The 22,977-nt window shown below is 34.2% G+C and carries 14 protein-coding genes, 2 tRNA genes and 1 pseudogene; 11 read left to right on the top strand and 6 right to left on the bottom strand.

The features are described from left to right. Positions 1-187: hypothetical protein (locus D5R40_RS37885; RefSeq protein ID WP_205127670.1), on the top strand; the 187-nt coding region annotated here is incomplete at its 5' end. A gap of 765 nt (positions 188-952) precedes the next feature. Here the strand turns inward: D5R40_RS37885 and D5R40_RS20080 are convergent. Then, a tRNA-Arg gene (locus D5R40_RS20080) sits at positions 953-1,026 on the bottom strand. 1,076 nt (positions 1,027-2,102) lie between these two features. Between D5R40_RS20080 and D5R40_RS20075 the strand changes: the two genes are divergently transcribed. Together D5R40_RS20075 and D5R40_RS20070 are read left to right on the top strand one after the other, a co-directional pair. Further along, positions 2,103-2,774 carry an Npun_F0813 family protein gene (locus tag D5R40_RS20075; protein WP_124145192.1) on the top strand — a complete coding sequence of 224 codons (672 nt, stop codon included), beginning with the start codon at positions 2,103-2,105 and terminating at the stop codon, positions 2,772-2,774. A gap of 369 nt (positions 2,775-3,143) precedes the next feature. After that, entirely contained in the window at positions 3,144-4,097 is a 954-nt protein-coding gene (locus tag D5R40_RS20070; RefSeq protein WP_124155103.1) for a hypothetical protein, read from the top strand. A 1-nt stretch (position 4,098) separates the two neighbouring features. Here the strand turns inward: D5R40_RS20070 and dapB are convergent, their stop codons facing one another. Beyond that, entirely contained in the window at positions 4,099-4,926 is an 828-nt protein-coding gene (gene dapB / locus D5R40_RS20065) for a 4-hydroxy-tetrahydrodipicolinate reductase (RefSeq protein ID WP_124155102.1), read from the bottom strand. A 796-nt stretch (positions 4,927-5,722) separates the two neighbouring features. Between dapB and bchI the strand changes: the two genes are divergently transcribed. The 8 genes and pseudogenes from bchI (at position 5,723) to D5R40_RS20030 (ending at position 15,614) form a co-directional block, all read left to right on the top strand. Continuing rightward, positions 5,723-6,820: a magnesium chelatase ATPase subunit I gene (bchI, locus tag D5R40_RS20060; RefSeq protein ID WP_240041626.1), complete on the top strand. Its 1,098-nt coding sequence runs from the start codon at positions 5,723-5,725 to the stop codon at positions 6,818-6,820. Between the two features lie 828 nt (positions 6,821-7,648). Further along, positions 7,649-8,152: pseudogene (locus D5R40_RS20050) on the top strand (GUN4 domain-containing protein). 68 nt (positions 8,153-8,220) lie between these two features. Then, entirely contained in the window at positions 8,221-8,712 is a 492-nt protein-coding gene (gene ruvC / locus D5R40_RS20045; protein ID WP_124145188.1) for a crossover junction endodeoxyribonuclease RuvC, read from the top strand. 24 nt (positions 8,713-8,736) lie between these two features. Beyond that, positions 8,737-8,901 (top strand): hypothetical protein, encoded by a 165-nt coding sequence (locus tag D5R40_RS35650; RefSeq protein ID WP_161564542.1) that lies wholly within the window; start codon positions 8,737-8,739, stop codon positions 8,899-8,901. 454 nt (positions 8,902-9,355) lie between these two features. Continuing rightward, complete coding sequence (locus D5R40_RS20040) at positions 9,356-10,162, top strand: TPM domain-containing protein (RefSeq protein WP_124145187.1); 807 nt, start codon at positions 9,356-9,358, stop codon at positions 10,160-10,162. Positions 10,163-11,025: 863 nt separating this feature from the next. Next, complete coding sequence (locus D5R40_RS35645) at positions 11,026-11,178, top strand: hypothetical protein (RefSeq protein ID WP_161565025.1); 153 nt, start codon at positions 11,026-11,028, stop codon at positions 11,176-11,178. Positions 11,179-11,765: 587 nt separating this feature from the next. Beyond that, the gene (locus D5R40_RS20035) at positions 11,766-12,881 is read left to right on the top strand and encodes an nSTAND3 domain-containing NTPase (protein ID WP_124145186.1); all 1,116 of its coding nucleotides are present in this window, start codon (positions 11,766-11,768) and stop codon (positions 12,879-12,881) included. 96 nt (positions 12,882-12,977) lie between these two features. Continuing rightward, complete coding sequence (locus tag D5R40_RS20030) at positions 12,978-15,614, top strand: hypothetical protein (protein WP_124145185.1); 2,637 nt, start codon at positions 12,978-12,980, stop codon at positions 15,612-15,614. A gap of 173 nt (positions 15,615-15,787) precedes the next feature. On the opposite strand, the gene D5R40_RS20025 is transcribed toward D5R40_RS20030, so the two are convergent. The 4 genes from D5R40_RS20025 to D5R40_RS20010 all read right to left on the bottom strand — a co-directional run bounded on the left by D5R40_RS20025 (position 15,788) and on the right by D5R40_RS20010 (position 21,989). Further along, a complete protein-coding gene (locus tag D5R40_RS20025) occupies positions 15,788-16,288 on the bottom strand; it encodes a hypothetical protein (RefSeq protein WP_124145184.1) in 501 nt (166 codons plus the stop codon). Positions 16,289-16,909: 621 nt separating this feature from the next. Further along, the gene (gene gltX / locus D5R40_RS42730) at positions 16,910-19,522 is read right to left on the bottom strand and encodes a glutamate--tRNA ligase (protein ID WP_161564541.1); all 2,613 of its coding nucleotides are present in this window, start codon (positions 19,520-19,522) and stop codon (positions 16,910-16,912) included. A 212-nt stretch (positions 19,523-19,734) separates the two neighbouring features. Next, positions 19,735-19,808 (bottom strand) — tRNA-Asp (locus D5R40_RS20015). A 1,056-nt stretch (positions 19,809-20,864) separates the two neighbouring features. Then, the gene (locus tag D5R40_RS20010; protein ID WP_124145183.1) at positions 20,865-21,989 is read right to left on the bottom strand and encodes an esterase-like activity of phytase family protein; all 1,125 of its coding nucleotides are present in this window, start codon (positions 21,987-21,989) and stop codon (positions 20,865-20,867) included. Between the last annotated feature and the right edge of the window lie 988 nt (positions 21,990-22,977).

Here is a 22,977-nt window from a genome sequence, read left to right as displayed (position 1 = left end):
CCCCTCCCAGGAGGGGAGGGGAAGTCAGGAGTCAGGAGGAGAAAGAATTACAAAGATAAACGTAGTTATGGCGATTGAAGATTTTTTTTATGTCCAATTAAACGGATTTGATATCAGCAGGGAAGAAGAAGGAAGAGGAGAAAAAGGAGAAAATTTTTTTATAACTAATTATCCGGACATGATATAAATTATCTTTTTCGTCAAAGGGACATCTCCTCTAAAATCTTTTGTTCGTCTCAGCGGAACTTAATTCTATCGCACTTATTATTCGTAACATTTTTTTTCACGGTTGGTATAAGAATTTGAGAATGTCCTAAGCAAACTTTGAACTGCAATATAGCACTGCTGCTTAAATTCTCATATCTACATAATTTGTTTCATCTCAATATTTAGAGCTTCTCCTAGAGTTTTGACGAGCAAAAATTATCATGAAACTAATCATAGAAATCTGGGTAATTATTATGGGCATTAAATATCTATGACAATTAGCGTACTCCAGGTGAAGTGTGAAGTATTAAACCCAATAGTCAAGGGGTTAAATAGTAGTTATTCCCAATTCCCTATTCCCTACTACCCTCCACCGAAGATTAATAAAAAATGATAAATGATTTAAATAAAACTCAGATTCCGCACATCAATTTTTCATATAATAAAGTACCACAAACATCAGTGGGTTGCTCAGTATTTATAGTCTATAAATCATTATTTAACTCAGACAAAAGCCAAATTAAATTAAATAAATTAAGCAGAAATACTTGATGGAGCCAGATAATTAGCCACCATCATTCCCTACTGACTACTAACTAATGACTACTAAATAATGACTACTGACTACTAGCCCTTTATACTACGCTTTCAAGTGCGGAATGTAGGATGAAAATTATGTTTGATCATTTTTAGAGAAAGCCTAAAACACTTGCTGTATCTAGGAATTTTTTAAATTCAGTATCTACGGGTGCGGCAGGATTCGAACCTGCGGCTCGCGACTTAGAAGGTCGCTACTCTATCCAACTGAGTTACGCACCCAATTTTAAACTATGAGATTGAGGTTACTCTTTATTATTCTACTTGGCAAATCTCCAAATACGCAAGTCGATCTTTGATATTTAGATTAATTAAGTACAAGTGTCTTGAGAGTAAATGGACTAGAAATACTAAATCCGGCGATCGCTAGTATTTTGATTATGAGGATCGGGCAGAATACACTCGTGCTGAGAGTAGAATTTATTATATATGTAGTCCATTGAGGTAAAAATACCTATAGCTTGTTCTCGAAGAAGCCCACATAAAAATTTCAGTAGAGCAGTTTCAGATGAATTATGGCCTTATTTCCCAGAAATTTGATCTAGACAGTTATTAATATATTTAGGAGCAAGATACTTGAAAACTTGTAAATCCAGTATTGTAATCGTATAAGAGAAAATCTGTAAAAATATACTATGTCTGGTGATGGAAAAATTTCACACACGGTAATCAGGGAAGGGGTGAGATAATTCTTAAACATTACACTACCGATAAAGTATGGTAAGTCTCTCATACTAACTTAATATATCTATACTTTATAAGTCCACAATTTTAGCTTTTGCTTGAGGGAGTTATATTATTTATAGGGTAGTGATAAATATGTAAGGATATTTATTAGTAGATCCTTGTCATAGTCAGGAGGTAAGCTGTAAAAATTATTACTTATTTACCACTACCATTTATAGATTGAAAAATCACAAGTTGTATCCGTGCCAAGTATAGCTTAAAGTTGTGCTTACTAAAATACCTGTAGTATTTTTATAGAAAATCATAGTTATTATATATATAAAATTAAATCTATGTCAGAGGATTGATTAATTAAATTATTGGTAAGAATCTACTAAATGCTTTGAAAGCTGATAAAACCTATTCTAACTAGGGAAAAAAATTTCTATCTTTGTCAGATCGTGTTTTTGATTGGTGGTCAGGTGTGACAGTTAAACCCTGTGGACTAGGTGGTGCCGATACTTCTAGCTAGAAACAGGAAGTATTTGTAAACAAATGTTAGCAAATATAAAACAGATTACAATTACACCAATAGTACCCCAGGTGATTATGGGAGTCGAATGTAAAGTGTCATGTTTATTCTGAAAAGGCAAGATGTTGAAATTACAAGTATTCAACACCCAAAAAAGGATCAACAGATCCCTATTCTTAGTTATCAAGGGCAAAGTTTTCGCTTAATCAGTCTTTTTAAGGCCGAGCAAGCTGAAGAAGCTAGATCCTTCTGGCGGGATTTAACAGATAATCGTGGTAAAGCTTGTGTTTTACTAGAGGAACCCGATCGATATAGTGTTTGGGGAAAAATCCGCTTAGAGCAACTTAGTAATGAAGACTCAAAAGATGAGGACACCATTACTCCTTCCTTTATTCAGGGTTGTTTACTGCTAGTGCAAGCTCTTTACTTTGATATAGAAGATTTATTAGGTAATCGACAGGCAAAGTCTTTTCACAAGGATTTTACCAAACTTCTTCAGAAAAGAAACTTTCCTAACACTGATTCTCCTGATGCAACTAAAGCTTTGTTAACTGTCGATCCTGTGAAAAAATTACCACTACCTTCCTGGCGGGAAGTTCATCTATATACTTTACTGCAAGAAGTCCATCATTTAGGTGAAGAATATTTTGGTAATTCCAATTTTGCTGAAGGTATTGATGAAATCTTAGAATCTATGTCTAGTGCTGATAAAACTCAGTTTATGGCTTGGCTGAATCAATTTCCTGAAGGTAAACAATGGGCAATAAAGTAATTTAAAAAGTTTGCCAGTATCACTTCTGGAGTTAGGTTAAAAATTGATATTGGTCGCTCTAAATTAAATAAAATGTTGCTACATAATAAGTTTGGCATCAGATTGTATTTATATGTTTAAACAGCATTTAAAATCAAATAGTCTATCAATATTTTTTTTGTCCAATCTTGATTAAGACTAGGTTAAATTCATTAATTTAAATTTGATTGATGAAAAAAGTCTATTTCTTTAATATCGATCGGTCAAAAAAATAAAGTAAGTCTATTTTTATCTCCTTAATACCTTTGATAAATCTCAAAAAAAGACTAAAAATGGTGAAAAATGGAGAGAAAATATGTGTTCAAAGTTAAGCTTGATGAGAATATTCCTATGAGCAGCACTTCAGAAAAATCATCTACCCTTACTAAGTCTTTATTCTCAGCCCAGACTATTGTAATTACTGGTCTTATTTGGGGTGTACTTGCCCTATTATTTTTTCTCCTGTTTAGTGTACCTTTACCAGGGGAAGAATTACCTTTTTGGTACTCTGTTGGTACTTACATATTTGAACTGGGAGCTTACTTATTAGCTTCTATAGTTTGCTTTAGAAATTGGCAAAGTCCTCAAATGGTTAGTGGGCGCAATGTATGGATGGGCATTGGTTTAGGATTATTATTCTACTTTATTGCTGGTGTGGTTTTTGGTTGTTGGGAACTACTTTGGGAACTAGACCCCGATGTTTCACTAGCAGATATTTTCTACACTTTTTCTTACTTGTTCATTGGTTGGGGCATGACATTGGCTGTCACTTCTAAACGGCTAAATCTAGAATTTTGGCAGTGGGGAGTTTTAGCTGGAGTAGCAGTTGCAGGAGTTGCTTTGGCTATTTGGGTCGCTGAACCTTCATTTTTTGGTATATTATCTAGTCCAGATACTTCAGTCTTAGAAGAGGTAGATATAGAAGAAGTATCGGCAAATTTGGCTCCGTCTTGGGTACTAAGTATAGATCAGAAGTTAGAACCATTTGCTTATAGCATAAACTTGTTTTATATAATTGCCGATGTATTTTTACTAATTATTGCTACTGCTTTACTTCTAGCTTTTTGGGGTGGACGTTTTTCTCAGTCTTGGCGGATGATTGCTGCTGCTACATTTTCACTTTACATTGCTGATATGTATTTTAAGTGGTCAGATTCCCGCATTGAAGGAGATTATGAAAGTGGGGGTTTATTAGAGGTATTTTTTGTATTTACTGCAATTTTGTTTGGCATAGGTGCAGTTTTAGAATACGATATTTCAACTCGTTCTCGCCAAAGTAGACGTAGTAGACGCAGTAGTTCTTAGTTTAAAGCAGCTTTTCTAAGCCATAGATTAGTTTGGTTAAAGATTGAATTTTACGAATGGCTAATAAAACTCCAGGCATATAGCAAGACCTATCTGTTGTATCGTGTCGTAAAGTATAAATTTGACCAGGCCCACCGAATATTACCTCTTGATGAGCAATTAAACCAGGTAAGCGTACACTATGAATCCTAATTCCTTCCTCTGCTAAACAACCTCTGGCCCCTTCTATTTTTTCTGTTTCTTCAACATTAGGTACATTGTAAGTTTTTCCTAGCTCCGATAACATTTCTGCAGTTTTAATTGCAGTACCACTAGGAGCATCAGCTTTTTGATTGTGGTGTAACTCAATAATTTCTACATGATCGAAATGCTGGGAAGCGGCGATCGCTGCTTGTTGGAGCAAAACCATACCAATAGAGAAATTAGGAATTATCAGTGTACCAATACTGGCTTTTTCTGCAAATTCTGCTAAGTCCTGAATTTGCTCTTGACTAAGACCTGTAGTTCCTACCACTGGTCTGACACCATAAGCAATAGCAGAACGAACATTTTCATAAACACTATCTGGGTGAGTAAAATCAACCATTACTGCTGGTTGTTTTTCCTGGGCGGCCATGACTAACATCCCCTGTAAATCATTAATCACTGGCACTTCTAGCTCTCCACAACCACACAATTCGCCAGCATCTTTACCAAGATACTCAGGTTGGCGGTCTATTGCACCAAAAAGAGTCATGTCACTAGCATTTGCTACTGCTTTTATTACTTCACGGCCCATCTTGCCCGCAGCACCATTAACAATTACAGGAGTAGAACTTTGATTTGTCATAATTTTTATCAATACTAGATACTAGGAGTGAACATAAGCATTTTAGATCATTTTATTTGCTAACTAAATGTCGCAAGGGGTCTGCCGTTATAATCTTCGATTTAACGGGAGGGGAATCGCGACCTGCAAAAAAAACTCATCTCTACAGTAAAGTAACTTCAATTATCCTATAATTAATGTTATCAGGAGTAGCGGTAATACGCACCTGATTGCAAAACTGAGACAACTCAAGCTCTGGGGTTCAACTCAGGAGTCCTAGTAATTTCCGTAAGAAAGTAAAATCTTGAAGGTAGCTAGGTAAGTACAGAACTGGACAGTACAAAACGGCGGTGGGTCTCATTGTTGCAGCCTTTGGAGGTGAAGAGGATGCTCAACCTTTGAAACAGGAAGCCCTTTTCCGTGAGGAAGGGAATCCCTGGTTATAGCGCTAGCTTAACGAGAGATAACGTCACGAAAGAATTATCTATTCAAAATTATGACCCCCATCAAATCATTGATTTGATTGTCTTGAATTTATGGTGGATACCGAGTTTTGCAGCTTCGTGTCTTAAAGACCTCTTACTAAATTAATTATTTCTCCTGACACCTAAAACCTAATATCTTCTTCAAGTTTTTCTCTAAATTTATACACTAGTACTTTATCTATAGCGCTACGCAAATATGGCACAGACATTTCTGTTCATCTATTCCCTTACATTATAGATTATAGATAAAAGTACAGTAAGAAGCTCTAATTGTCCGTCAATGTGCAAAAATAAAAATTAGTAATCAGAATTTAGAGTCTACTGTGAGTCCAATCGCTCAAGCCAATAATACGGTAAATACATCTGTTAAACCAGCCGTTCCAAAAATTCGGGCTGTTTTTCCCTTCACTGCAATTGTCGGCCAGGAAGAAATGAAACTGGCCTTGTTATTAAACGTAATTGACCCCAAAATTGGGGGTGTAATGATTATGGGCGATCGTGGCACAGGTAAATCTACTACTATCCGTGCTTTAGCCGATCTGCTCCCAGAAATTGACATTGTTCTAGACGATCCTTTCAACAGCGATCCTCAAGACCCCGATCTAATGAGCGATTCTGTGCAAGATAGATTGGCACAACAGCAAGAAATTGCCACAGTGAAAAGAAAAGTCCAAATGGTGGACTTACCATTAGGGGCTACTGAGGACCGGGTCTGTGGTACTATTGATATTGAAAAGGCTTTATCAGAAGGGGTCAAGGCTTTTGAACCTGGATTATTAGCTAAGGCAAACCGTGGCATTTTATATGTTGATGAGGTTAATCTTTTAGATGACCATTTGGTTGATGTCTTGCTTGACTCAGCAGCCAGTGGGTGGAATACTGTAGAAAGGGAAGGTATTTCTATTCGTCATCCTGCTCGTTTTGTGCTTGTGGGTTCGGGAAATCCAGAAGAAGGGGAATTACGGCCTCAATTACTGGATAGATTTGGAATGCACGCCGAAATTAGGACTGTTAAGGACCCTTCATTACGAGTCCAAATTGTTGAACAACGTTCAGCTTTTGACCAAAATTCTCAAGAATTTTTATTAAATTACCAAACACAACAGGAAGAATTACAGGATAAGCTTGTAGAAGCTCAACAAAAGCTGAAATCAGTGGAAGTTGATTATGATTTACGAGTGAAAATTTCTCAAGTTTGCTCTGAGTTAGATGTGGATGGTTTACGGGGAGATATTGTAACTAACCGTGCAGCAAAAGCTTTAGCTGCTTTTGAGGGTAAGACAGAAGTGACGGTGGAAGATATTGGTCGTGTGATTACAATGTGTTTACGACATCGACTACGAAAAGATCCATTGGAAAGTATTGATTCGGGTGATAAGGTAAAGAAGGTTTTTAATCGAGTCTTTGGATTAGCAGAGGTAGAAGGATAATTTAAGAATTAATCTTCGTTAATTGTAGTTGAATTTTTGAGGGAGAAGCAGATTGATAAAAGCGATTTTTTTGAGGTGAAAAATTAGCTATTTAACAATTATGAAAAACTTGTATCAGTGCTTCTCCTATCTTGATTAAATTATGGGTAATTTTTCAGAAAATTAAAAATATTAAATCTTTTGATAGAGCGATTAGCAGTTATATAGAATCCTGGTAATTAGTCACTGTATTCGTCATTACGACTGGAACGGAGTGGAAGGAAGCAATCTCATGTGGGGCAAGATTGCTTCTCTTCGGTTGTAATGAGAACTGTTTAACCGGATTTCATATTAGCCTTCAGCATAGTCCTGCTGACAAAACGAAAATTTAGTTGTTAAAATATGGCTATGGCTATTAATGCTTTTTATAGCCATTTACTGACAGCAACTTCGCAGTAAATGGCTATAAAAATTGGTTTTTAAACTGACGGGAAAACAAGCTAAATATGAGCTATTACCTATTAGTAGAACCAAAACAAATTAATAAAAAAATCAGCGATCGCGTCAATTATGCCATTATAAAAGGAATAGAAATTTGACATGAAGACCGCCTGCAAACCGTGAAAGAATGGTTGAGATTACTTCAGCTTTGACCTCAGAGTATTATTTCTCAAATGTCTCAGGTTTTTCAAGCAATTATATCTCAAATTTCTACCTTACATATTCCAGGTGCAAAACCTATTTCTCAAAATTCTGTTAAAAATTTTTATACAGGAGAAGCTAATGGATTATTGATAGGAACTGGTATATTCATATTTGTTGTTGTAATTTGTATCTTTATCCCCCAATATAAATTTTTGGATAACTTCTCGTCCTCCAATAGATAAACAAATAGATTACACAGCTTTGGAAAACTTCTTGTCATCTGATAAATTTAAAGAAGCAGACGAAGAAACACTAAGAATATTACTTTCATTAGTAGGGCGAGAAAAACAGTATCGATTTGATTGAGAAGATATCAAAAATATCCCCTGTAAAGACTTAAATAAAATTAATCAATTGTGGATTAACTATAGTAACGGCAAATTTGGATTTAGCATTCAAAAACAGATTTGGATAAAATTAGGAGGTAAACCAGGGATTTTTGATGTCGCGTTGGCGGAGCCTAGCGGCAGCTACATCGCTGACATTTTTATCAAGCAAGTAGGGTGGGGTGATAAGGATAATAGATATAAAAATATTGGATATAAAATTTCAGCCCCTTACGGACATCTTCCTTTTAAAACTACTACTCATGTTCGGAATTTTGGTGTTCCTTATACAGCGGAAAAACTGACAAAAAGTAATATTTGATAAGAGCTTATAATTTTATCAGATTCCCTACAACCAGCAAATTTACTATAAGAATCAAAAGTCTAAAATTGGAAAAATTAATTCTTGGATTAGACCCGGGTTTGGCAGTATTAGGATTTGGGTTAATTAAGTGTATTTATAATTCAAAAACAGACAAGATAGACTCTACTTCTCTGGTTGATTTTGGGGTGATTAAAACTACAAAAAAACAAGAAATGGGCGAGCGTTTAATCACAATTTATGAAGATTTACATACGATATTTAATACCTTTAAACCAGACTTAGCAGCTACAGAGAAACTATTTTTTTATCGCATGAGCAGTACAATTTTAGTTGCTCAAGCTAGAGGAATTTTAATGTTAGTATTAGCCCAACATGGAATTCCATTAATAGAGTTTACGCCTGCACAAATTAAAAAAGCACTAACAAGTTATGGCAATGCAGATAAGTCTGATGTGCAACAAGCAGTAGCAAGAGAATTAGATTTAGATGAGATTCCTAAACCAGATGATGCTGCTGATGCTTTAGCAATTGCTTTGGCCGCAAGTTGGTTGAGTTAAATTTAGACTTCTGCTACTTAGGGTTTGCTGAATAAATCTTTTAGTAGGGCTAGGAGACAGGAGACAGGAGACAGGAGACAGGAGACAGGAGAAATGGGAATTATAGAGGAGGTAGTCGGAAAAATTGTCCCCAGATTGTTCTGCCATAATCGTCCCAAAATACTAGCTTTATGCAGCTCTTTAGGCTGAAAAGCTGGCATTTTTTTAGACAAAAAAATGCTAAAACCAATATCAGTCAATGCTTTGATATTTAATCAGCAAGCCCTACTTAACTCTAATGTTAAGTAGGTGAGCTTAACGAAGTCAGAAGTCAGAAGTCAGAAGTCAGAAATCAGAAGTTATTTTTATAACGGGGATTTGAGCAACTCTACAAAAATATTTCCCCTTAAAAGGCTGGGTTTTAGACCCATATTATTTTAATAAAAAATAGAAATAGTGATCTTTAATACATAATTATATTCTTATTTGTATTACCAATAGTCAGTATTATTCAGTCAAAAGTTTCAACAATATTAACATTGGCTGCGCATTTTATATAAATGTGAGTTAAAGTAAATAAATGTAAAGAAATATGAGATTTTTCTGAACCCTTTTTTAATACAAGCATTTACTGTCCACTTTTGAGTTTAAAACTAAAGATAAGATGAAAAAAAACTTTTTAAAAAAAATTTCTGTATTAATTGTAGGAGTTTTCGCGACATTATCAATTTTTGCTCTAACTCCTCGAGTTGCCAATGCTTATGATAATCCTCAGTTACTCCCGGAAGAGCAAACACCAATTATTGACTTAGCAAGAACTTTAACGGACATTCAAGAAGATATATTAGCTAAAGATTTAGAGCAATTTGAAACTGAAACTGGCTGGAAATTGAGGGTTTTGACTCAATTTGACCGTACTCCTGGTAGAGCAGTTAAAGATTTTTGGGAACTTGATAATAAGAGTGTTTTGTTAGTAGCGGACTCCCGTGGTGGTAATATCTTGAACTTTAATGTGGGTCGCGCTCTCTATGAATTTCTACCTCGGACATTTTGGGTAGAGTTACAAACTCGCTACGGTAATCAATTTTTTGTGCGAGACCAAGGTGAAGACCAATCTATTATCCAATCATTAGAATCTATCAAAACTTGTTTACGTCAAGGTGGTTGTAACGTTGTCCCTGGTTTACCAAGAGAGCAATGGATTTTAACTTTAATTACATCAGCTCTTGGTGGAGTAATTTGTGGTTTTGCAGCTCAACCCCGGAAACCGGATCAAGCTTTTTCTTGGCAGTGGGCGTTAATATTTTCTCCATTGTGGGGAATTTTGTTTATTGCTTTTGGGATTGGTCCAGTAGTGACGAGAACTTCAGATTGGTTGCCATTGACTCGTAATGTTGCAGCTTTTCTGATTGGTGCTTTGGTTGCTTATTTGACTCCTTTTCTCAGTCAATCTTCTGCTTCTGAAACGTGAGAAGAAGGAAGAAAGAAGAAGGGAGAAGGAAGAAGGAAGAAAGACTGAAATTGGAAAAAGTGGAGGGGATAGTCTTCGACAAGCCGCTCCGCGTCTACAAACCCCAACCAATTGTAAAAATCGCGAGTGATGATGGGTTATTAAACCCAAAAAAAAAGGATAAATTTATAAAATATCTGTGGAAAAAAACTAAGAGTTAGGGATGTTTTATTTGTGTAAGTATCTCTAGCTCTTTTTTATTGTCTGAAGTTAGTAAAAAGAGGAAGGAAGAAGGCTTTAGTTATCTAGGACAGAAGAAAAAATTTTGTGTTGTCTGAGTTTTAAGCTTTTGATATTTCCGCGCCTTTTCTTTCGACTGCTATAGTTTTCAGCTAGATTTATAGGGGCAAAATTTTACAAAATATTCTGGATAGTTAGTTATCGTATTATTCAGGAGAAAAGAGAAATAAGAAAGGAAGAATAAGAGTGGGAATTATCTGGGGATATACCGACATTTTTTGTCTGGGTTGAATGGAAGTAGAGAGTGGGATAATGGTATAACTAGATTTCAGATAAAATAGAGATAGGAGAGAAGGGCGATCGCTATTTTTAAGTTGAAAAAGAATAATTATTTTTATCTGTATTGCTAAAATAGAGAGAAGCGATCGCTAGTTTGAAGTTGAGTAAGAAGATATTATTTTTATCTCTACAAAATTACTATGGAAAAAATTAATCACACTTCAAAATAAACTCAAAGAATTAAGTAGTGATGAGTTCCAAAAATTGGCTGATGTTTACCTTTATAAAAAAATTGAACAGGTTAAGTTGCTTAAATCATTAGGGTCTGTATCGGGAACTAAAAAAAATCAGAAAATGAACTCCAGTTGGCACTTGAGAGTAAAAATTTAATTGCTAAAATAGACAGAATAGAGAGAAGCGATCGCTACTTTCAAGTTGAGGAAGAAGATATTATTTTCATCTCTATAGAATTACTATGTCAAAAATTAATGAAATTCAAAATAAACTCAAAGAATTAAGTGGTGGTGAGTTTCAAAAATTTGCTGATGTTTACCTTCAAAAAAAATTGTACAGGTCGAGTAAATTAAATCATTAAGGTCTGTATCGGGAACTAAAAAAAATCAGAAAATGAACTCCAGTTGGCACTTGAGAGTAAAAATTTAATTGCTAAAATAGACAGAATAGAGAGAAGCGATCGCTACTTTCAAGTTGAGAAAGAATAATTATTTTTATCTGTATTGCTAAAATAGAGAGAATAGAGAGAAGCGATCGCTACTTTCAAGTGTGTGAATAAGATATTATTTTTATCTCTATAAAATTACTATTGAAAAAATTAATCACACTTCAAAATAAACTCAAATAATTAAGTAGTGGTGAGTTTCAAAAAATTGCTGATGTTTACCTTCAAAAAAGATTGAACAAGTTAAGTAAATTAAATCATTAGGGTCTGTATCGGGAAGTAAAAAAATAAGAAAAGGAAGTCCATATATTACTTTTTGACACTTGAGAGTAAAAATTTAATTGCTAAAATAGAGAGAATAGAGAGAGGCGATCGCTACTTTTAGGTTGACAAATAATATATTATTTTTATCTGTATAGAATTACTATGTCAAAAATTAATGAGATTCAAAATAAACTTAAAGAATTAGACGGTGCTACATTCCAAAAACTTGCTGATGCTTACCTTAATAAAAAAATTAAACAGCTTCACCAAATTAAATCATTAGGGTCTGTAATTGGAGCTGATAAATCAATAAAAGGAACTCCAGATACTTTAATTATTCTGGAAAATGGAAAGTATATTTTGGGAGAGCATACAACAACAAACCCTAAAAGGGATAAGAAGCAAAAACTTTACAAAAAATTAGAGACAGACCTCCACAACTGTTTTAATGAGGAAAAAACTGGAATATCAATAACAAAAATAGAAAAGATTGTTTTATGCCATAATTCTACTCTGGATACAAAAGAAGAAAATTCTCTAAAAAAGGAATGTCAGAAGTATGGAGTTGAGCTTGATATATATGGTATTGACTCTATTTCTTTAGACCTCGAAAATTATTCTGGTATTGCTAAAAGATATCTTGAAGTTAAGGTAGATACTCTTCAAATAGTTGATATTGATGAGTTTATTACTACTTATAATGAAAGAACAAATGTTGCTCCTCTAGATACAAAGTTTTACTTTCGAGAAGACGAAATAAATGAAATATTACAACTACTTGAGGAAAATAATCTAATTATAGTTTCTGGTAAAGCGGGAGTAGGTAAATCTCGACTTGTTTTAGAGTGTTGTAGAAAATTTGAAGAGAAATATTCTGAGTACAAAGTTCAATGTGTTTTTAATAAAGGAAGAGATATTTTTGAGGATATCCATGTTTATTTTTCAGATGAGGGAAGTTATCTAATTTTTGTAGATGATGCTAATCGGGTCAAAGAATTTAAGCATTTTATTAATCTTCTTCTGGATAAACGTGAAAATCAGCAAATTAAAATAATAGCTACAGTTCGTGACTATGCAGTTGAGCAAATTAAAGAAGTAGCGCGTTCTTATAATAATTTAGAGCTAGTAAAAATTGACTCATTAACAGATAAGCAAATTGAGCAACTCGTTAAAAAAGAATACAAAATTCAGAATCAATTATACATAGAAAGAATTGTTGATATAGTTCAAGGTAATCCTCGTCTGGCAATAATGGCTGCTTTAGTAGTACAAGGATAAGAAACTGTCAAAGATATTAAAAACATATCTGATATTTACGATATATATTATTCTTCAATTAGACAAGATATTACAGATTTTAGGGATAAAAGTTTATTGAAAGTTGCTGGTATAGTCGCTTTTTTCCAAGTAGTAGATAAGTCTAAGGATGAAATGATGGAAAAGATTCAAACAGCATTCAAAATTGACAGGGAAATTTTCTGGGAAGCAGTTCGTAAATTATATGAATTTGAGTTAGTAGATATGTATGAAGATGAGATTGCCAGAATATCTGACCAGGTTCTAGCTACATATCTGTTTTATCTTACTTTTTTAAAGGAGAAATTGTTGAATTTTTCCTTTCTATTAGATAATTTCTTTCCTCAGTTTCAATATAATTTTGTTGATGCTCTTAATCCTGTTTTAAGTGCTTTTGATAGTGAGGAGATTATCAACATACTTAGTCCAGAGGTAGACCGAGTTTGGAAAATTTATGAGGAAGGAGGAGATAAGAAAAGTTTTATCCAACTGATGAAACTTTTTTGGTTTGTTAAACATAAACAGACAAATATTCTTTCATATACTAGAAACTTAATTAATAAGATGGAAGAGGAGTCAGTAGATATTTCAAGTTTAGATATTCCGTCTAATTCTAATATTGACATTCCACCATATTCTATTCTTGACTTACTTAGTTTATTTGGTAATTCTGATGAACAAAATTCCCAAAAAATTGCAATAGATTTGCTGTTTAGATATCTGACAAAAAAACCACAGGAACTACCACAGGTCTTTTGCCTTCTTATTGAGGTGTTTGGATTTGAACGTGATTCCTACATAACACAATTTATTACTCAGTCGATAGTTATTGATAAGCTACTGGAAAAAGTAAATGGAGGAAAAAACGAATTATTCGCAAAACTATTTTTTGGTGTTGCTGAAAAATACCTCTATCTTCAATTTAATACTCCTAAGCTGAAAAATAACAGGGAATTTTTATGTTTATGGCATCAATTTTCCCCACAACCTACACCGGAGTTATTTGATTTAAGAAATAAAATTTGGCAGGGAATATTTCAGCTCTATCAGATTGATATTTTTGAGAAAGAAGTAATCAATATAATTCATCAATATAGTAAATCATATTCTAAGTTTTCTGTCGGTGAAATTATTAAGCAAGATGCTGTAGAAGTGCTTAAATTTCTTACAGATAACTTAAATCCTCAAGATTATTATCATTGTCTTATTGTTCAGAAATATTTGGATTTTCTAGAGTCTCGTAAAATTGAATTTAATAATGAAATAAGAGAACGATTTCTCAATGGAACTTATGAGGTGTATAGGATACTTTCAGATAATTGGAATGAGAGAAACAACTGCTATTTAGACGGGAAAGAATACAAGGAATTTAAGCAAAATCAAATCAAAAAATATTTTGCCAATTACGATTTTAAGGATTATCAGGATTTCTTTGCTAAATGCCATGAGATAAAAGCTGTAACAAAAGAGAAAAACCATTACTATTCTGAATTTCCCAGTGGTAGAATAGCAGAACTTATTTTTCTCTCCTGCGAAAATTCAGAGCTTTATTTAGATGTACTGAAATATTATCTCAATTTTGGCGACCCATTTCAACTTAATTATTTTCTATTAATTGAGAAATTAATTAAAATTTCTGGAGTTGAAAAAGCTTTTGAATTGCTCAATCAATTTGATTTTGCTTCAAAAAGAAAATGGTTATTTGGATTTTACAACTTACTACCTGAAGATAAAATTACATCCGATTATTTGGAGAAACTCTATAACTTATATAGAGAAAGCAAACTTGATGAAATACCAGAAAGATTTGATTTTCTTCTCAAATATCGTGACTTAGATAAAAATGTTGTTGCTCAGGTAACAGAAATTATTCTGAGTCAAATTAATGAACAGACAAATTTTCCCGATCCTTTCTATTTTTTATTTAATCCTTACACTCAGGTCAATCATATTTTAATTGAGTTATTCAAAGAAAAACTTTATCTGCTAAAACAAGCATATTTATCAAGTCAAAAAATAAAGGGATACTCATCTAACTCTGAAGATATATTTATTCGCATTCTTGATGCTGACCAATATTTCATAATTGAATATATTGACTGGGTATACGATGAGGAAAGAAAGTTCTCAAACTTCCGAGATGATTTAAACTATACATTTCTTTGGAAACATGAAAATTACCAGGAATTAATCACTCAAGTAGTTGAGCATATTTATCAGAGAGAAAAGGAATTATCTAACTCTGGATTTAGAAATACTATTCTGGAAAGAATATTTGTTTTGGAAGTAACAGAAGAAGAGAAAGTTGTTTTTGAGGATAGACAAAATCAACTGCTAAAAAGTGTGATTGAAAATAGATATACAGATATTGATTTGCTGCAATTATTGTTTAGCGTAACTACAACATTTCCATACGAAAGACGTTATCAATTTATCGATCTATTTTGTCAGTACAATCAAAATTTTGAATATTTTAAGAAACTTCCCATAGAACCTTATGTTAAGAATCATAAGGAACTTTCCTCAGAAGATTATATTTTGAGTAGCTCTAAGAATATTGAAGCAACACATAAAATCGTAGAGTATCTTGAATCACTACTGCCAATTTTTAATACAATAGACCTTCTGGAACACAAGCAATATCTAGAAAAAGAAATTAAGTATTTTGAGAAGTGGATTGAAGATGAAAAAAAGCGTAATTTTATAGAAGACTAATATCATATTCCCCCGGAGGGGGAGCTACACTAACGGACGAGTCAATTATAAATAAAATTTAAGAACTGACAGTACCAAATAAATACTGAAATTATCTTTACTTTTGTTCTTTTCGCTCAATCAAGAATTATTTTTTAAATGAAAATCTCCACAACTTCACCCCAGAGAATATATCAATCTTCTTCTTTAGTAATTTTAATAACATAAGGATAATATTTATTTCTTTGGTAAGAACCTACCCATATTTCATAAGTACCTGAAAACCATTGACCCATAATTCCAGGATTTTTTCCTTCAAAGTCATCATTACACCAACTACCCCCAGGACCTCTAATTACTAAAGTTGTATCTTCACTACTTTTAACTTCAAGTTTCAGGGATTGAAAAAAACCATTTAAAATTAATCTATGATCTGGTTTTCGATCAATAAAACCTACGCAAGGTCCAGTTACCGTGTCATTTCTGCCTGTTGTTTCTTTTGCAGATACAGGACCTCCACTTAATCCTCTAATAATCATTCGGTTTTGAGGAGATTTTGGATACAGATTTACATCTTCAAATATAGGTGTCAATTGTAAATCTTGGGATAAAACAGGACTGATTTTCTGTATCCCAGCTAATGAAAATAATACTACTAAAAATAATATTGTTTTTCTTCGTTTATTTTTATTCATTTAGAGTGCTGTTTTCGGATAAAGAAATTCAAAATAATGTAAGCATTCAGCAGTCAGCTATCAGCTATCAGCTTTATTAATTTTAGTGGAGAATTTAAGCTTGCTGTTCTTGTGCTTCAATTCTTTGTTTAAAAATGTCGCAGAAGTTAAGCAAATGCTTGCTTCATTTATTAAAAAGCTGTTTGCGTAGCATGATCTAGGAAGAGCTGACCGCGAATAGCTGTTTGCGCAGCATTCCACAGGAAATGCTTACAAAATAATTATTGCTCTGCTGATTAAATCTCAAAGCATTGATTGATATTAGCTAAAACTCTTTTTGGGTTGAAAAAAGTGCCAGATTTTCAGCCTAAAACCCTCAAAAATTTAGCATAAAAACCAGAATAATTGTATAAAAATCAAGGAACAAATATATATGAATACCTCCTATTTAAATTCTATTCCCCCTTCCTCCTAACTACTATCTACTCCCCTACTCCCCCACTCCCCTACTTCCCTACTCTTTAAAAAAGACTTTTTCAGCAAACCCTAATTATTGGGGGAATTTGAAACAAACATTTTTCTGGTTTACTTCGATTTTTAATTTCCCCCATGTTGTTTTCAGTATCTGAAACTATTAGAAGTTTAAGACTTTTTGCCCACAATTTCTGCTTTGATACCTTGAATTTTATCTAATAATTCTTGCCGATTAGATTTCCGCAGCAAATAACGGTAAACAAACCATACTGAATATCCCATACCTATCAACTCAAAGCTAATTGATAAAGTAGTAATTCCTTCTAAAACTTCTAGGAAACCAAGAATTAATCTGAAGATTAATATGATTAAGATCAGCGAACCAATTACTTTAAGCTGACGTTGATATGTTTGATAGAATTGACTAATGTAATCAGGAAAGTTAGCAAAAGTATTAATCAATTTTTCTTTAATCTTTTGTAGTCGATCACTCTCAACGGTTTCATTAGTTGTTGTGTCTACAGACTTTTGGTCATCCAAGGTTGAAGTTTCAACTTGAGCAGCAACTTGTTGTTCTACGGTTTCCGGTTTTGTAGTAAGAGTTGTTTCTGTTGATGCTTGCTTTTCTACAGCAGGTTTTACCGTTTTAGTTTCTCCCGCTTGGGTTGTCGGGACTGTAGGAGTTTCTGTTGATGCTTGCTTTTCTACAGCAAGTTTTACCGTTTTAGTTTCTCCCGCTTGGGTTGTCGGGACTGTAGGAGTTTCTGTTGATGTTTGTTTTTCTACAGTCGGTTTTACAGCTTTAGTTTCTCCCGCTTGGGTTGTCGGGACTGTAGGAGTTTCTGTTGATGTTTGTTTTTCTACAGTCGGTTTTACAGCTTTAGTTTCTCCCGCTTGGGTTGTCGGGACTGTAGGAGTTGCTGTTGGTTGCTTGTCTACAGTCGGTTTTACCGTAGTTGGAGTTGTGGGAACTTTGGGAGTTGCTGTTGCTTGCTTTTCTACAGCAGGTTTTACTGTTTTAGCTTCCCCACTCGGAGTTGCTGCTTGTGCTTTATCTGTAGTTGGTTTAACACTTTGAGACTCACCTTTGGGAGTCGTAGTTTGTTTCTGTTTCTCTACAGTAGGTTCAACAACTTGAGACTTACCCGTTGGAGTTGTTGCTTGTGCTTGATCTATAGTTGGTTTAACACTTTGAGACTCACCATCAAGAGTAACTGATGCTTTTATTTTCTGAGCTTGTTGTTTTGGTGGAACAGAAGTTTTTGAAGTTGCTGTTTTTATTTCAGCAAACCCTTTATTACTATTATCCGGAGCATCTACTTTTTTGCTTTCTTCAACCTGCTGACCTATAGCTTTTTTGAAGCGTAATATATCAAAACCCCTTTGATGCAAGAGTAACCATGACTGAATTAAATCTGGTCCTTGCATGGCACCAGTTAAAGACGCCCTTAGAGAGCGCATGACAATGCCTTTCTTAACTTTAACTGCCTGAGTCACCCTTTTAATAATTTTTTGTGCATCACCCACTCGCAGAGGTGCATCACTATCTATCCCCTCAATAATAGAATTAATAGATTTTACAGCATCTTCTTTCTGCATTTGTTCAGTTGCTTCTGCATCCAGTTCTACAGTGGGGGAGAAGAATAACTTACTCATTTCTACTGCATCTGTGAGGCGAGTCAAGCTAGGTCCAATCAATGCGGCCAATTGTTCTAACCAAGGGCGATCGCTCTGTGGGTCTACTTCATATCCTGCTTTTTGCCATACGGGAATTAATCTATCAGTCAGTTCTGCTACTGGTAAATTATGTAAATATTGACTATTTATCCAATCCAACTTATCCCAGTCAAACTTACCTCCCGCTTTATTCACTCTCTCAAAAGTGAAGTTTTGAGCTGCTTCTGTCAGGGTAAATATTTCTTGGGTTGAGTCTGGAGGCGTCCACCCAAGCAAACACATATAATTTGCTAGTGCTTCCGGGATAAAACCTAATTCTTTAAAATCAGAAATTGAAGTTACGCCATCCCGTTTTGACAGTTTGCGTCCTTCTTGATTAAGAATTAGAGGTGTATGAGCAAATTCTGGTACTTTTCCCTCTAGGGCTTCATAAAGTAATATTTGTTTAGCTGTATTAGCAATATGGTCTTCACCACGAATTACATGGGTAATTTCCATATCCATATCATCTACTACCACTGCCATATTGTAGAGGGGTTGTCCCACTGTCTTTACACTAGCAGCACGGGAGATGACCATATCTCCACCCAAGTCGCTGCCCTTCCAGGTTACTGTCCCTCTAACCAGGTCCTTCCAGTTAATTGTTCGGTCATCGTCAATTTTAAAACGAATTACTGGCTGTCTTCCTTCTGCTTCAAAAGCTGCTTGTTGTTTAGGTGTAAGGTCACGGTGGCGGTTGTCATAGCGGGGTGCTTCTTTTCTCGCTTTCTGAGCTTCCCGCATTTCCTCTAGTTCTGCTTCTGTACAATAGCAGCGATAGGCTAATCCTTTATCTAGTAATTTTTGAGTGGCTGCTTGGTATAATTCTAACCGTTGAGACTGGTAAAATGGCCCTTCATTCCATTCTAATCCTAACCAGGCCAGTCCCTCCATAATATTTTCTGTATATTCTGGACGCGATCGCTCTATATCTGTATCTTCTATTCTGAGGATAAATTTTCCTTTCTGGTTTTGGGCAAATAACCAGTTAAATACAGCTGTTCTGGCTGTACCGATATGTAAATTTCCTGTTGGACTTGGGGCCAGACGAACTCTAACACTCATATCAATTTCTATTTTAGTTTTTTGTTTTTAGATTCTTTTCTACATCCTGGCTCAATCTGAGAAGATATCAATTTTACCAGAGTGATATTAAAATCTATAATTTTGATACTGATTTGATTCCCTACTTTTATCATAAAATATAGAGTTTCACCAAACAGCAGTTACTGTTCGTATGATGTTCAGTATATTCTGAGGTTTAAGTTGTCTCTCTACGGGACTGACGGGATTCGAACCCGCAACTTCCGCCGTGACAGGGCGGTGCTCTAACCAGTTGAACTACAGTCCCTTATTTTCAAGCCATGTACTATTATGGGGTTTTTCTTTTTATTTGTCAAGCATTTCTCTAAATTTTTTTTCTCTGTGTTGTTCTAAGAGCTGAAACCTGAGACTATAGTAAGGTTTTGATACTTAATCTTTTAACGGAATTGCCGAGGTCAGATATTAGGGCTGAAACAGTAAATCTACTGACTACTGAATAGTTAAACAGGTAGTCTACCCTAAATATACTATGGCACTATAGTTTTTATTTTGCTGCTTGATATGGTTGGTCGGCAAGTTCTATAAATTTCCACATCACTAATGACTACTGAATAGTTAAACAGGTAGTCTACCCTAAATATACTATGGCACTATAGTTTTTATTTTGCTGCTTGATATGGTTGGTCGGCAAGTTCTATAAATTTCCACATCACTACTGACTACTGAATAGTTAAACAGGTAGTCTACCCTAAATATACTATGGCACTATAGTTTTTATTTTGCTGCTTGATATGGTTGGTCAGTAAGTTCTATAAATTTCCACATCACTACTGACGATTAACTACCAGGGTCATTTCATTCTAGATTTTGACAATGAATTTATTGATTTTCAGACAGCGAAAGATAAATTTCCTAAAGCTGTAAATAACGTGGTTTCGTCAATACATAAAATGGCAAAGTTTAGAATGAAATAGCCCTGATTAACTACTGAATAGTTAAACAGGTAGTCTACCCTAAATATACTATGGCACTATAGTTTTTATTTTGCTGCTTGATATGGTTGGTCAGTAAGTTTTATAAATTTCCACATCACTACTGACTATTGGTACTTACACAAAATAAAGCCAGAAAATAGGATCAAATATAGATGGGCAGAGGCTTTTACGTCAAAAAGGCATAAATCCTGAATAACCAGGGGTTCTAGCCATTTTTAAGGCATCGACGTAATTTCCTTGTCTAGACTGAATTTGACGCATTTTTCCTACGATAAAATGTCTAAGTACCACTACTGAATAGTTAAACAGATAGTCTACCCTAAATATACTGTAGCACTATAGTTTTTATTTCGCCTACTGACTGCTAACTAAAGATTAGTGCTAAATATCAAAATCTGAGTAATTTGTAGAGGGTTAAAATTATTATCGCTAACTAGGATGAGCGATCGCTGACCGTCTGCCAATTTTGGGCCAAAAGTTATACCTTCAATATTGTCTAAGACTATTTCTAGAGTGCTGAAATCTAAGAGTAATTTTTTTTGCACTGGAGAAATATCAGTAATTTGATTATTTAAACCATCAATTTTTTGAATATTATCTGCATCTGATAAATCTATTTGGAAAAGTTTAATTACATTTCCTGTTCCTAGGGAAAAAGACCGTTCTAAACTTAAAAGATGAGTATCATCTAACGCAAGTAAATCGACTAAACCATTGGTACTAAAACCACCTACATTATTAGAATTAGTAGCAATAGGTTCTGTGATGTATAGAAATTCTGTTTCTGGCTGACCTTTAGCCAAATCATACCCTATAATTCGACAGTAGCTACCCATACTAAAAGTTGGTTCTTTGCCATCTTGAACTAAAGCATTTTCTGTAGCGGTGAAGAGATATTTTTGACTAGGGGTAATAGTTAAACTTTCAAGAGCCAGATTATTTCTAACTCCATTGTTTGTTTCTACGAGAAATTTTTCAGGGATTGGCAAATTTTGTAGTTGTTTACCTGTGAGAGAAAATTCTCTAATAAATGGTTGTATTTGACGTTTCCTATCTCCTTCAGAAGCAACCAATAAAGTCTCTCCTGTAAAAGCAATTCCTTCTGAGTCAATACTCAAAGCGGGAAATGGTTTACCTGTTTCATTCAATAAAGTTGTGACATCTGTAAAAGTTACAGTTTCCTCTAAAATTTTATCTTGCTCTAGGTCAATTTTCAGAGTATAAAATCGAGCTGGTGCTTTGCTACTACGGTCATCAGAAATTGCGTAAAAAATTTGTTTTTCTGGATTGTAAGTTATGGCAGAAAGCCCACCAACTTCTGTATTTTTAAATTTTAATTTTGTGGGAAAGTTTACCTCTCCTAAAAAAGTGACTTGAGGAATAGTTGTTTTAGTAGCTGAATTAATTATTCTGTCTGTAATTACAGTAATAATCAAACAAGTAATTAAGGTGATAATTAGGTATTTATAAGTTCTATGTTTAAAGATATTCATATATCAAAGTCTGATAGGGAACAGGGAACAGGGAAAGAAAAACAGGGTGCATCTCAATTTTGAATAAAGCCAAAAATTTATCGCTTTTAGGCAACAGCTCATCTGGCAACAGGTAACAGGGAATATATAGGAAAAAATGGCGTTGGTTAATCAAGCTATGAAACCTAAATTTTGCTAAATATAAAATGCTTTTCAGTTAATAGTTTGGCAATTGCCATTAAAGCACAATCATAGCCAAAATCACCAATGCCGAAAAAAGTATTTTTGCAAATATGATATCCACCCGAAAAACATAATAAAAAACAGGGAAAAAGTTGAATTTTTATAATTTATGGAACGTAAGCATTCAGCTATTAGCTGTCAGCTATCAACAATAATAACTTACCTTTAAGGAAGGAGTTTAAATGAATATAGAATTTAAAAATTTTGTCATAAGATTTAACTCTGACTAGATTAATACAGGGCATTGCTGAATTAAGGTATGAAAGTAGGTTTATAGGGAACAGGGAACAGGGAACACCGGATCTGGGAAAAGTTAATATTAACAAGTAGTTCAAACCATCCAAAATCAAAAATCCCAAATACAAAATTATCAAATCATACCCAGAATCAGCAACGCCTAATACAGCTTTGAAACTACACCAAAAGCAATAGCTGATAGCTAATAGCTGACGGCTGAATGCTTACTATGGAACTTATCATTTTTTTATTGTACGAATAAATCACAAATTAAGATGTAACGAACTTTTTTGAATTTGGTATTATTTTCTATTAATATAGATAACATAATACTTTCTCACCTTCCTTCTTCTTAATTATGAATAATTGCTTCTTCTTTCTTCCTTCTTACCGAATCATTAAGGTTTAAAGCCTCTCCTTTAAAAGAGAAACAAGCGGTCGTTAGCGCAGCTTCCCGAAGGGTGGGATGGAGATCTTCGGAGCGGGTCTGTAAGAACGGGTCTCCTCGCCATATCCAATCGACCAAGAG

This window comes from Okeania hirsuta (assembly GCF_003838195.1).
Lineage (GTDB): Bacteria > Cyanobacteriota > Cyanobacteriia > Cyanobacteriales > Microcoleaceae > Okeania > Okeania hirsuta.
Note: the sequence above shows the minus strand (reverse complement) of the source record. Positions and strands in the feature narration are given on the sequence as shown.